Consider the following 13002-nt stretch of genomic DNA (forward strand, 5'->3'; position numbering starts at 1 on the left):
TCTTACATTAATATATTATTTGAAATATTAGTTATTATATTCTTTATTTAAATAACATTGAAACTGCCAAAAATTTATTTGTTTTTCCTATATATAACGCATTAAAGTTTTTACATTGGCAAACGGTTTTGAGGTGGTGTATGTGTCCTCCAGAGACGCGCCCAAACTCACTTCGTTCAAACAGTGAACGGTCTCTTACGGAAACATATACCGCCCCAAACCTACCGTTACCGTGACTTCTTTAATGCGTTATATATAGATAAAAAGTTCGTAGTTTCTAGCGTCTATTCCTATTTCTTCCTCTTGAATTACGGAATATATAACTACAAACTACGAACTTTTAGCCGGCATTTATTCTTTTTTTCATCTCGCTAAGTATTTTCTTTTCAATCCTTGAAACTTGTACCTGTGAAATACCCAGTATCTTTGCAATTTGCGTCTGTGTCTTTTCCTTAAAATACCTTAAGATAATAATCTGCTTTTCTCGTGGCTTAAGTGTATCCAAAACCTGCTTTAAAGCGATTCTATTGATTACCTTCCCTTCTTCGTCACTGCCTTCATCTATTCTATCTATTAATAATATCGGTGAACTATCGCCTTCATTTAAAGTAGCATACAATGACTCCGGCGCACTTCCGGCTTCCATTGCCATTACCAGGTCTTCCGCTTCCATATTTAGCTTGTCCGCAATTTCACGGATCGTAGGCTCACGACCTAAACTTTTGGTAAGCATTTCTTTTACAACTCTTGCTTTATTTGCCGTTTCCTTTAGCGATCTGCTCACTTTGATGATACCGTCATCTCTAATAAAACGCTTAATTTCACCCATAATCATTGGAACCGCATAAGTTGAAAACTTTACATCAAAACGATCATCAAACTTTTTTATCGCTTTGATAAGCCCTATACATCCTATTTGGAAAAGATCATCAGATTCATACCCTCGGTTTTGAAATTTTTTAACGATACTCCATACAAGTCCAATATTGTTTTCTATTAAATACTCTTGGGCTTCCTTGTTACCATTTTTTGCTTTATTAATAAGCTCTAGGGTAACTTGGTCCATTCCCTGACTCAATCTTATCACCCCTATTCTGCCCAGGATCCATACTATTCTGTGATGTTATTTATTCTTTTTGTCATTCTGACTTTTGTCCCTTTTCCCATCTCCGATTCCACTTCAATTGAATCCATAAATGTTTCCATCACGGTGAATCCCATGCCGGAGCGTTCCATTTCAGGATGCGTCGTATAAAGTGGTTGTCTTGCCAACACCACATCCTCAATCCCCTTACCATTATCCTCTATCACTATTTCAATAATATCCTGAATGATTCTACAGTGAATGTTTACATAACCGATTTCATTCTCATAGCCATGAATGATGGAATTTGTTACCGCTTCCGAGACTGCTGTCTTTATATCAGCAAGTTCTTCAATAGTAGGGTCCATTTGTGATGCAAACGCTGCCACAGCAACTCTTGCAAAACTTTCATTACTAGACTTGCTTAAAAATTCTAATTTCATCTCATTGTTAATCTGCATTTTTTAATGATCCTCCTTACATGTCTTCTAAAGCATCGCTTAAGTTATTATAAATAGGTATGATTTTCCGTAGTCCGGAAATCGTCATGATTCTATCAATTTGAGGATTCAAATCAGTTATACAAATCTTACCGTTTAATTTTTGAATATGCTTGTACCTTCCGATGATAACACCTATCCCTGAACTATCCATGAAACTCAATCTTTCAAAATCAAAAATCAAATTCTTGATTTGCTTCATGTTCATTTCCCTGTCTATTCTCTCTCTGACATCAACAGATGTATGGTGGTCCAACTCACCTTCAATCTTTGCTATTAATGTTCTGTTTATTATTTCAAAACTAATCTGCAAGTATAACCCTCCTTTTTTTGTCATACTCTTATATTCTACATAGATTTGGAATCTCCTTCCAAGAAATTCGTCTTCTTTTGTAGAATAATATTTTTTTAACGACAAAAAGCGACAGATACGCCTGTCGCTTTTCAAATATCAATTGCTATTAAGCTCTTTTAACCAGTTTTTTGAGTATTCCGCATATTTACTGTTGGGAAATAAATGAATAACTTGATTGTAGTAGCTTGCTGCATTCAGCTTATCCCCGATCGCTTGATAACTTTTAGCCCCAAAATATAATGAATACAGATATTCATCGCTCTCTTTCAACTCCAATTGTATACACATATTAAATGGTTGTATCGCTTCATTGTATTTTTTACCATTGTATAAGTTATATGCCTTTATGTAATATTCCCGGGCAACCTGCGGTATTATTTCTTTATAAAGCAGGTCATATTTTTCCTTTTCCACACCTTGAAACTGTACTTCTTTTAACGATAAAATCAGTTCCATGGCTTTATCTTTTTCATTATTATTATGCAATTTTTCAGCCATCAAAATCTTCTTTATATTTTCTAGATATATTAATTGATCATCTTGTTCGCTTAATTGCTGTTCAAGTTTCTGAATATTGCTCTGTGTGGCAGTAAGTTCACTGCTATAGGAATCTATTTTTTTTTGGTAGGTTTCTTTTATCTCGTTGATGCCTGACGTATTTACAGCGCTATGCTTCCCAGAATTGCCAAAAGAATTATATAAGAATAAATAGGTAACTAAAATACCAACGATAAAAATCAGACTGCTTTTTATAAAACCAATATGAAACTTAGCAACATTGATCTTAATATTTACAGGTGCTTTTTTTGAAAGTATTCCGTCTTTTCTCGCAGTCTTTTTATGATGTACTAAATCAATGTATTGCAGATACTGATGTGCTTTGGCAATTGCATGATCACTGTCTGTAATATCCAACAGTAATTCTTCCGCTTTATCAAATTGATTCCTTACGATATAGCATAATGCTAATAAAATCTTTGCTTCAATAAAATCAGGATAAATTGAAATCGCCTTTTTTAGCTCTATTGCAGCAATATCCTCACTTTTTAATTTCAAGCTATCAAGCGCCTGATTGTATAGCTGCACCACTTTTCTTAAGCCGTCAGAGTCTACAGTTTGTCCTGCATCCTCTAAGATGTCCAACTCTTTCATAGGTGAAAACCTGGTCAGTTCTTTCTCAACATTAAACACAGCGCCTCACTCCTTGCACAAAGTATTCAGTATTTATATTCAACAGCAAACAATATATTCCTGCCTTATTTATAAGTTTCTTTAAAAATTTTTCGTACCTCTCCAACTAAGTACAATGAACCGCAGCAACAAATCGCATTATTTGACCCCGAAATACCTATCCCTCTGGCAATGGCTTTTGCGATTTGGTGTTCAACATATACCTGGCTGCAATATTTTTTTGCAATATGCCCTAACTCATCTGCCGGCACTGCCCTGTTGTTTAATGGAGTGGTTGTAATCACGGTATCCGCTATCCTGCCAAGTTCCGCAAGACAATCTTCGTATTCTTTATCACGCAGTATACCGATTATAAAGATGATTTGCTTGGTACAAGCATACCTTTTCATCGCCCCTGATAACGCTCTAACTCCTGACATATTATGCGCACCATCAATCAAAAAAAGAGGCTCATGGCTCAAGACTTCCAATCTTCCCGGCCACAGTGTCTTTCCCAGCCCTCTCTTGATATGTTCTTCAGTAATCTCGAGGTGGTATCTGTTATTTAGCAGTTCAGCCACTGTTATGGCTGTCATTGCATTTAGCACTTGATGCTCACCAAGCAACCGAATGTTTAATGCTTTGTACTTGTCGTAATCAAATGTTATTCCTTCTATCGTATTAGAAATTACTTTCGCTGTCGATGAATCAACCTTAATCATGTTTGCATTTTTTTCTGATACTACTTGATCAATCACTTCCTGTGCATCAGGCTCTTGCTCCGGATATACTACTACCAATCCATTTTCCTTAATGATTCCGCACTTTTCGTAAGCAATCTTGCCAATGGTATCCCCCAACCATTCCATATGATCCATGCTGATAGATGTAATAATAGAAATCAATGACTTTTCAATTACATTGGTGGCATCAAAACGTCCGCCCAATCCTACTTCAAGAATAACGCAATCACACTCCAAGTCACAATAGTACTGGAAAGCAATGGCAGTTACCACTTCAAACTCCGTTGGATGATTATGCCCCTCCCGCACCATTATTTCTATTAATTTTTTTACCTGATCGGCAATATCCGCAAGGTGCTGCTTATCTATTTGTACACCGTTTACTTGAATTCTTTCGGTAAATTCTTCGATATATGGTGACGTATACATTCCTACCCTATATCCAGCTTCTATCATGATCTGTGAGATCATGGCAGTGGTAGAACCTTTCCCGTTCGTACCTGCTACATGTATATGATTCAGCTTTTTGTGAGGATTACCCATCCAATCCAATAACATACGGATGTTTTCCAATCCTAGCTTTGAACCGAATCTTAAAGTTCCATGTATATATTCCAATGCCTGCTCGTAATTCATATCGATTCCTTCCTTTGTAATGTATTATAGGGCAAAGACATCTCCACCCTATAATACATCATATCATAAATGCCTTTCAATCCTATAGGAAGATGTAAAAAAGTGCTTGCTCGGTCAGTCGCAAAGCATGGGGACGGAGCTACAGCTTCACCAAAACCAGGTGCAGCAGTAGCTCCGTCCCCATGCTTCACTCCTTCTACGTGCTAAATCTGTGAACTGTAAACTGTGAACCGTGAACTTATTTTTTAAGGCTTTCCAATCTTTCAACTACCTTTGCCAGCATCTCCTCATACTTTCTTCCCTTTTCCTTCTCTTCGTCAACAACATGCTGCGGTGCCTTTGAAATAAATCCAGCATTATTCAGCTTACCATTTACTCTCTGCACTTCTTTTTCAAGATTCTTTCGCTCTTTTTCAAGCCTTTCAATTTCCTTTGCTTTATCTACAAGGTCATCAAGCGGAATAAATATTTCTGCTCCTTCTGTTACTACAGAAACGGCATCGGCAGGAATACCCTCCCTATCCTTAGCAACAATAACTTCGGACGCACCGGCCAGCTTTTCAAAGAACATCTTGCCGCTTTGGAATGTATCACTATCCGAGGCCACAATATGCAGCTTGGCTTTACGTGAAGGTACCACATTCATTTCGGCCCTTACATTTCTAACACTCTTTATTGCCGACATAATGAGCGTCATTTGTTTTTCTTCCTTGTCAAAATTAAGTTTTTCATCATACTTCGGCCAGCATGAGATCATGATACTTTCACCCTCATGAGGAAGATGCTGCCATATTTCCTCGGAAATAAACGGCATAAAAGGATGCAATAGCTTAAGTGTATTTGAAAGAACATATGTTAATACATGCTGCGCCTCCAGCCTGCTCTGCGATTCCTTATCATACAGCCGCGGTTTTACCATCTCGATATACCAATCACAGAATTCATCCCATATAAAGTCATAAAGCTTTTGCACCGCGATCCCAAGCTCAAATTTATCCAGATTGTCTGTAACTTCTTTCACAACATTGTTATATCGGCTAAGGATCCATTTATCCTCCAGCATCAATTGATTCTGGTCGGGTAATTTATTCTCGCTGATTTCAAGGTTCATCAATACAAATCTTGATGCATTCCAGATCTTATTGGCAAAGTTTCTGCTGGACTCTACTCTCTCCCAATAGAAACGCATATCATTTCCCGGAGAATTTCCGGTTGCAAGCGTAAATCTCAACGCATCCGCACCATATTTTTCTATTACTTCCAAAGGATCTATCCCGTTACCAAGGGATTTACTCATCTTTCTTCCTTCGGAATCACGTACAATTCCATGAATGAATACATGTTTAAACGGCTCCTGGTTCATATGCTCCATACCGGAGAAAATCATTCTGGCAACCCAGAAGAATATGATATCATACCCGGTAACAAGGACACTGGTCGGATAAAAATACTTGAGGTCTTCGGTTTCGTCCGGCCATCCCAATGTGGAAAACGGCCATAATGCCGAACTGAACCATGTATCCAATACATCGTCGTCCTGCTTCACTTTGCCTCCGCATTTGGAACATGCTGTAATATCCTCTTTAGAAACAATGGTTTCACCGCATGCTTCGCAGTAGAAAGCCGGAATTCTATGTCCCCACCATAATTGTCTTGATATGCACCAATCATGCACATTTTCCATCCAGTTCAAATAGATTTTGCTGAACCGTTCAGGAACAAATTGGGTGGTTCCATCCTTTACAACTTCTATAGCAGCTTCGGCAAGTGGCTTCATTTTAACAAACCACTGTTTTGAAGTAATCGGTTCTACGATTGTGCGGCATCTGTAACACTGGCCAACGTTGTGAACATGATCTTTTGTTTGCAGCAGCAGTCCTGCTCCTGTTAAATCTTCAATAATGGCTTTTCTCGCCTCATACCGGTCCAATCCTTCATATTTACCGCCATGCTGATTGATGGTCGCATCATCATTCATCACCTTGATCTGAGGAAGGTTATGCCTCATTCCTACTTCGAAGTCATTCGGATCATGGGCCGGCGTGATTTTAACGGCGCCGGTACCAAACTCTTTTTCTACATATTCATCGGCAATCACCGGAATCTCTCTGTTTACCAACGGGAGAATCAATGTCTTTCCGATGAGATGCTGATATCTCTCATCATCAGGGTGTACTGCAACCGCCGTATCTCCCAGCATGGTTTCAGGACGGGTAGTAGCAATGGTAATGAACTCATCACTATCCTTTACATAATATTTAATATACCAAAAATGTCCTGCCTTTTCCTCATATTCTACCTCCGCATCGGAAAGTGCGGTAATACAATTAGGACACCAGTTTATAATCCTGTTTCCTTGATAGATTAATCCCTTTTCGTATAGATTTACAAAAACTTCTCTTACAGCTTTGGAACACCCTTCATCCATGGTAAAGCGTTCTCTTGACCAATCACACGAGCTTCCTAGCTTTTTCAACTGGTTTATAATCCGATTGCCATAAGTATGTTTCCAATCCCATACCCTTTCTAAAAACTTCTCTCTCCCCAAGTCATAACGGGTCAATCCTTCTTCTTTTCTGAGCATTTCTTCTACTTTAATCTGCGTTGCAATCCCCGCGTGATCGGTTCCCGGGAGCCATAACGCACTGTAACCCTGCATTCTTTTCCATCGGATTAAAATATCCTGCAGTGTTTCATCCAAAGCATGCCCCATATGCAGCTGCCCTGTAACATTCGGGGGTGGAATGACAATGGTAAACGGCTCTTTCTGAACATCTACCTCCGCTTTGAAATAACCTTTTTCTATCCACTCCTGATATAATCTGTCCTCAACTTGCTGTGGATCATATGTTTTCGCGATATTGTTGTTTTCTTCCATAATTATACCTCCAGTTATATATAAAATATTATTAACATTCCTATGATTACTATAAGCAACCCTGCAATTTTAAGAAAGATAAGCTGTTTTTCGTCCGGTGCTGTGCCTTTTATGATCTTATATACAAAGTCCGCTTTGTAACCTATAAAAGCACCCAAGGCCAGCAGGGCAAAAGATATAAACTCTTTAATCATTGCATTCCTCCTATAGAGACTTTCACATCTCTTTTACTTTTTCACAATAAATAACCCCGTCCTTCTAATGAAGGACGGGGATTTCCCGCGGTACCACCTTATTTTCCGTATTCATTATCGTTCATATAGAACACGAACTCTTAGAGGCATTAACGGAACCACCGTTACAGCTTACTCTTTGATCGTTGGGCCGTAAAACTCCGGAGCTACCTTCTGTACACTTTTTCAAGAAAACCTTTCAGCCTTTGGGTTTTCCTCTCTTTTGAATAGTATATACATACTCTTCTCTTTCATCATTGATAAACCATATACTTTGAATCGCTTACTATTCGATACTTTAGACATAGTATAAAATACACACCACTATTAGTCAAGTAGTCTAAGAATATTTTATTTACTTTACGGATTCCTTGAAACAACTCATATGTTATTGCACAACCGGAAATTCTTTATTAATCCATCCGCCTTCTCCAGTAGCTTTTGGCCCCGAACCAATCACGCTACCACCTGCACTACATTTCAACATACTTAAAGAGTATGAGCTTTAAAAGCATTTCTCCATCATAGCTATCCACATATGGATTTTACTATAATATTTTGAGAATCAATTCACTCATGCTGTCCAAGTCTTGTAATATATAATTTACTGCTTTTTCTTCATCCTTTCCTTCTAATGCCTGAATAAAACCGATATGACTATTCGAAAAAAGATTTAACGTATCTTTTTTATCCTCTTCAGAACATCCATCCAGGTATGTTTTTAGATAGTAAACCAAACTTCTATAGCTTTCATCTCGCAATATTTTAAGCATTGTAAGAAGTGTCTCATTCCTTGAAAGAGATGCAATATATAAGTGAACATCCATTCCTATTTTAAAGACTTCCAGTATATGTTCATTCCTTAATTCTTCACCTAATTTCCTATCCAGATCATATAAATACTCTATATCCTCAGGTCTAGTAAACATGATAGCTTGTTTAATAGAATAAGGTTCAAGCATTCTTCTTATTTCATAAATCTCCTTCATTTTCTTTAGTGACATGGAAGAGATCTGTATGCCTTTTTTGGGGATAATACTGACTAAACCCTGTCCGTTTAAGATATTAAGCGCTTCTCTTACCGGTGTTCTGCTTGTATTCAATTCTTCTACAATATCTTTTTCCGATATTAGTTCGCCAGGCTTATACTCACAATATAATATTTTTTTCTTAAGTATGCCATAGACTACACCTACACTTGTCTTTTCTTCCATAAATTCTCCCTCATTTGATGAAGCCATTGCTTTTATATTGCATCATTTTTTTCTAGATTGCTCATTTTACTAAATATAGTTTATATTAAGACTTTTACATAAATTAGTATCATTAGGACTTTTCATTATTATACCACTTATGATGTTTCATAGATATGTTAAGATAAGAATAGTAGGTCTGTCAACTATTATTTTTCCTTTTATCGTAATCGTCTATCATTCTTTACTCTTTCTTAATACCAAAAAAATCTTGCTCTATTTTTCTTGCCGTTGGCGTATTAGATATACCGGCTCCTAAAGTATCCTTAAGAGAGCAGTGCATTAATTTTCCCACTTCATCAAGTGCCCCAATCATTTCATCTGCCGGAATAACACTGTTTATACCTGCAAGAGCCATCTCTGCAGAAATAATGGCATTCATGGCTGCAATGGCATTTCTCTGAATACACGGCAGCTCGACCATTCCTGCTACAGGATCACAGACCATCCCCAATATATTTCCAAGTGCCAGAGAAACAGCGCTTAATATATCCTCGTAACTTCCTCCAAACATCTCAGTGATAACAGCTGCTGCAATAGCAGACGCGGCACCGCACTCCGCTTGACATCCACCAACTGCCCCCGAAATAGTAGCATTTTCAGCAATCACGATCCCTATCCCCGCTCCGGTAAAAAGAGATTGAATGACCTTTTCATCCGAGATGTCATTACATTCAGCAATTGTCAAAACCGCTGCAGGTACCGTCCCCGCTGACCCCGCCGTAGGACACGCGACTACTTTTCCCATGGATCCGTTCACTTCCATAACTGCTAGGGCATTTCTTATGACCTTGGATACCGTAGTACCGCATATGCTTCTTTTAGAATTTAAAAACCTATCCATTTTTGCTGCGTTACCCTTAAAAATGTTTCCTAGGAGTATATTCTCTTTTTCAAGTCCCTTTTTTATGGAAGCCCTCATCACATGATAGGTCTGTCGCATCTGCCCGGTAACCTGCTCGGTTGTCCTGCCGGATTTTTCAGCTTCGTATTTTATAACCGTATCACTGATAAGGCAACCTTCCTCTTTAGACTTCTCAGCTAGTTCTCTGCATGATTTATAAAATTCTTTTCCCTGTATGCTTAACGACATTACAGAATGAATCCGGAAAATCTCACTGGCTTCAAGTGCTTGTTTTGCTTTTTCCAATCCAATCTCACGTATGGATTCACCGCATTCTACCTTAAATGAATACCCCTCACCCCAAGGATCAAATTTTGTAACTTCTGCTTTATTGCCAAATAAAGCGATGAACTTAGCTGCAAACTCTTCCTTTTCCCTTATGGAAGTAATACCGACAAAGCAGTCCTGTTTACCATCCAATTCAACATTATACCCATTGATTTGTTCAATAAATATATTCCCTCCACCGATTGTGGCAGACCTCATTACCTGCTTATTTCCCTGCTGATCTGTTAATTCGATGATAATGGTACTCGGGTGAGCATTTTGAAGCTCTATTTTATCGAATTTAATTTTTATTCCCTTATCTTCTGCTATGCAAACAGCATCTCTGATCTTCTCATCATCTACACCTATGTTCATAATACCCGCAACCACACCTACATCGGTTTTATGGGTCGAATAGGTACTGGCAAGTGAACCATGAAATAAGACAGTAATTTCTTTGGGATTGTGATCACATAGCTGCCCGGCAGCCAATCCTATACGCACAGCCCCTGCCGTATGAGAACTTGAAGGCCCTATCATGACAGGACCTATGATATCGAAAACATCAAAAGCATTTGAAAGTGTCATTTTCCTTCACCTTACCTTTTAAATTTATAGTTTAACTATCAAAGCATCTCTCTTTATTACTTTTATACACAATCCTGACAGGCAAAACTATTGTAAATAATCTTCAATGAAAAACTCCAGCACATTATGTAATCGGTCATTCATCGCAAAATGATAGGACGTCACAAGTAGTGCTGGAGCTGGATAAAATTATTCTACCATAAAGCTACTCAACGAAAGGATTATCGCTATTAAACCTGCATTATTTTACAAGGTTATATTTCTCAACGATACTATTAAAGAATTCTTCATTGAAATCTGCCTTTGTTTGAGGCCAAACCTTTTCTCTGACGATTTTAGCAAATTGCGCAAGCTGCTCATCGGTAAATTGAATTACTTCTATGCCGGCAGCAGTAAGCTTTTCTTCGTATTCTTTTTCTTGCTTTTCTGCTTCACCGAATCTCTTTTCTTCCATCGCTTTTGCGGCAGCAGTAATAGCCTCTCTTTGTGAAGCACTCATTTTTTCCCATGTTGCAGAGCTTAAACATGCATACCATAATTCAAAGTGATCGTTTATAGGCAGATAATATTTTATAAGATCTCTGTAGTTGGAATAGTAACCTTCAGCACCATAACCGATTGCACCATCAACCATTCCTGTCTGCATTGATGTAAAAGTATCTGCTGCCGGTAGCGGAGTAGAAATATACCCTAGTTCCTGTGCTGTCAAATCAAATGCCTTCATATTCGGAACACGGATTTTTGTTTCTTCTCTTACATCTACGTTAGCAGGATCTTTAGGCTTTTTAGTGAGTGCAATACCGCCAAAATACAGTGGATAGGTTCCAATCAGCTTAATATCATTCTTTTCACATATGGCAGCCATATTGCTAACCAAATCCCCATCACTGTTGTAAACTTTTTTTGCTTCCTCCCAGTTTTGAACCAAATATGGACAATAGGAAATACCAAAGGCTTTGTCCAGATTTGTACCGATAGGAGCAATCTGCATATCCACATCACCGATGCTTATTCTTTCAAGTACAGTGGTGTAGTCTCCCAACTGAGATGCAGGATAAATCTCAAATTTAATAGTGCCGTTTGTTCTCTTTTCAACATCAGCAGCAAAAGCACGAATATCCTCATCTGCAACCGAACCTTGCGGCCTGATATGAGCAAGTTTTAAAGTCATACTCTGCTCTTTTTCAGCTGCGGGCGCTTCACTGGCTCCTTTATCAGGTGCATCAACGTTTCCCTTCGGACCACATGCCGCAAGCGAAAGCATAAGAATCATTGCCAAAACCATAGAAATTGTTTTTTTCATCATACATCCTCCTTGTTAAATAAATAATTTACATATCAAATGAGAATTCTGTTCCCATGCTAAGAGATACGGCCTTTTTATAGACGATGCCTGCAACAGCAACATCCATAGCGCCTGTACCAATTGGGATACAAATGATCCTCTCATTTTTCAGGTTGTCCACGGAATTTCTTCCCACTGCCAAATCCCCTATCGTGCAGTAAATGTTTTCTCTTGTGATCCTGCCTTGATCGGCAAGTTCCTTGAGCGCTCCTCGGTGCAAACACTGATCTACATGATCTACAATAATTTTATCAGCATTTAGAATGGTCTCGTAATCGCATTCTTGATAGGAACCCATTGCAAAGTAAACAGTACCGGGTTTGATCCATTCGTTCTTGATAAAACCATCCTTTGCCAGCGTAACAGATACTACGACTTCACAATCAGCTGCTTCTTCAGGCTTATCACATATAATAATATTTCCTTTTATATGCTGTGCCATATCATTTTTGAATTTTTCAGCAGCTGATCTAACAATATCATAAACCCTTAATTCTTCAATATCAAACACCTGTGAAATGGCCATGGTTTGAGTATATCCCTGAACCCCTGCACCGTAAAGACCCAGTTTTATACCTTTTCTGTTTTTGAAAAGATATTTAAGAGCAGCAGCTGTCTGCCCACCCGTTCTCATATTGGTAATATACGTACCATCCAGTGCAGCTAAAAAGTTACCTAGATCCGGATCGCAAAGCAAAATAAGCGCATTAATGAATGGCAGACCCATTTTTACACGACCGCCGCCAAATCCACCCGCCCATTTCAAGCCTGCAATGTCCTGCCAGCCGATATATGCCGGCATCGCATTCATTGAAGCATTATATGGCGGGTATGGCCCCGAATCACCTAAATTCAGGTTCACCTTCGGAGGATTTATGGTTGTACCTTCACCAAATCCTTGGAAAGTTTCATCACATATTTCTACAACCTCTTTAAAAGTAATCAATTTTTTTATATCTGATTTGCTGATCAGTAACGTATTCATCAGCAGTACCTCCTTATCGTAGATAGATACCCTACAAGGCATCCATCGTGTATCTTATGCA

11 protein-coding genes and 1 other annotated feature are annotated in these 13002 nt (G+C 38.4%); all 11 genes read right to left on the reverse strand.

All coding sequences use genetic code 11. The features are described 5' to 3' along the window. Positions 1–340 precede the first annotated feature (340 nt). Entirely contained in the window at positions 341–1066 is a 726-nt protein-coding gene (sigF, locus tag QKW49_RS06930) for an RNA polymerase sporulation sigma factor SigF (protein ID WP_282868083.1), read from the reverse strand. Between the two features lie 44 nt (positions 1067–1110). Beyond that, the gene (gene spoIIAB / locus QKW49_RS06935) at positions 1111–1545 is read right to left on the reverse strand and encodes an anti-sigma F factor (RefSeq protein WP_282866817.1); all 435 of its coding nucleotides are present in this window, start codon (positions 1543–1545) and stop codon (positions 1111–1113) included. A 16-nt stretch (positions 1546–1561) separates the two neighbouring features. Continuing rightward, on the reverse strand, positions 1562–1897 hold the full coding sequence (gene spoIIAA / locus QKW49_RS06940; protein ID WP_282866818.1) for an anti-sigma F factor antagonist: 336 nt from the start codon (positions 1895–1897) through the stop codon (positions 1562–1564). Between the two features lie 138 nt (positions 1898–2035). Beyond that, complete coding sequence (locus QKW49_RS06945) at positions 2036–3130, reverse strand: tetratricopeptide repeat protein (RefSeq protein WP_282866819.1); 1095 nt, start codon at positions 3128–3130, stop codon at positions 2036–2038. Between the two features lie 65 nt (positions 3131–3195). Further along, positions 3196–4488 carry a folylpolyglutamate synthase/dihydrofolate synthase family protein gene (locus QKW49_RS06950; RefSeq protein WP_282866820.1) on the reverse strand — a complete coding sequence of 431 codons (1293 nt, stop codon included), beginning with the start codon at positions 4486–4488 and terminating at the stop codon, positions 3196–3198. 238 nt (positions 4489–4726) lie between these two features. Next, on the reverse strand, positions 4727–7366 hold the full coding sequence (locus QKW49_RS06955; protein ID WP_282866821.1) for a valine--tRNA ligase: 2640 nt from the start codon (positions 7364–7366) through the stop codon (positions 4727–4729). 14 nt (positions 7367–7380) lie between these two features. Continuing rightward, positions 7381–7560, reverse strand: coding sequence for a hypothetical protein (locus QKW49_RS06960; RefSeq protein ID WP_282866822.1), 180 nt, complete (start codon positions 7558–7560; stop codon positions 7381–7383). A 67-nt stretch (positions 7561–7627) separates the two neighbouring features. Further along, positions 7628–7863: a binding site (T-box leader), on the reverse strand. A 284-nt stretch (positions 7864–8147) separates the two neighbouring features. Further along, positions 8148–8813, reverse strand: coding sequence for a GntR family transcriptional regulator (locus QKW49_RS06965; RefSeq protein WP_282866823.1), 666 nt, complete (start codon positions 8811–8813; stop codon positions 8148–8150). Positions 8814–9036: 223 nt separating this feature from the next. Continuing rightward, entirely contained in the window at positions 9037–10611 is a 1575-nt protein-coding gene (gene sdaAA / locus QKW49_RS06970) for an L-serine ammonia-lyase, iron-sulfur-dependent, subunit alpha (RefSeq protein ID WP_282866825.1), read from the reverse strand. Positions 10612–10852: 241 nt separating this feature from the next. Next, complete coding sequence (dctP, locus tag QKW49_RS06975; RefSeq protein WP_282866827.1) at positions 10853–11917, reverse strand: TRAP transporter substrate-binding protein DctP; 1065 nt, start codon at positions 11915–11917, stop codon at positions 10853–10855. A 25-nt stretch (positions 11918–11942) separates the two neighbouring features. After that, positions 11943–12941: an ornithine cyclodeaminase family protein gene (locus tag QKW49_RS06980; protein WP_282866828.1), complete on the reverse strand. Its 999-nt coding sequence runs from the start codon at positions 12939–12941 to the stop codon at positions 11943–11945. Positions 12942–13002: the final 61 nt, after the last annotated feature.

Source organism: Petroclostridium sp. X23, assembly GCF_030013905.1.
Lineage (GTDB): Bacteria > Bacillota > Clostridia > SK-Y3 > SK-Y3 > X23.

What these genes read in the sequence shown, in the direction of transcription:
- QKW49_RS06980 (WP_282866828.1), bottom strand. Translation starts at nt 12,941, where the DNA reads ATGAATACGTTACTGATCAGCAAATCAGATATAAAAAAATTGATTACT.
- QKW49_RS06955 (WP_282866821.1), bottom strand. Translation starts at nt 7,366, where the DNA reads ATGGAAGAAAACAACAATATCGCGAAAACATATGATCCACAGCAAGTT.
- dctP (WP_282866827.1), bottom strand. Translation starts at nt 11,917, where the DNA reads ATGATGAAAAAAACAATTTCTATGGTTTTGGCAATGATTCTTATGCTT.
- QKW49_RS06960 (WP_282866822.1), bottom strand. Translation starts at nt 7,560, where the DNA reads ATGATTAAAGAGTTTATATCTTTTGCCCTGCTGGCCTTGGGTGCTTTT.
- sigF (WP_282868083.1), bottom strand. Translation starts at nt 1,066, where the DNA reads ATGGACCAAGTTACCCTAGAGCTTATTAATAAAGCAAAAAATGGTAAC.
- QKW49_RS06950 (WP_282866820.1), bottom strand. Translation starts at nt 4,488, where the DNA reads ATGAATTACGAGCAGGCATTGGAATATATACATGGAACTTTAAGATTC.
- sdaAA (WP_282866825.1), bottom strand. Translation starts at nt 10,611, where the DNA reads ATGACACTTTCAAATGCTTTTGATGTTTTCGATATCATAGGTCCTGTC.
- spoIIAB (WP_282866817.1), bottom strand. Translation starts at nt 1,545, where the DNA reads ATGCAGATTAACAATGAGATGAAATTAGAATTTTTAAGCAAGTCTAGT.
- QKW49_RS06965 (WP_282866823.1), bottom strand. Translation starts at nt 8,813, where the DNA reads ATGGAAGAAAAGACAAGTGTAGGTGTAGTCTATGGCATACTTAAGAAA.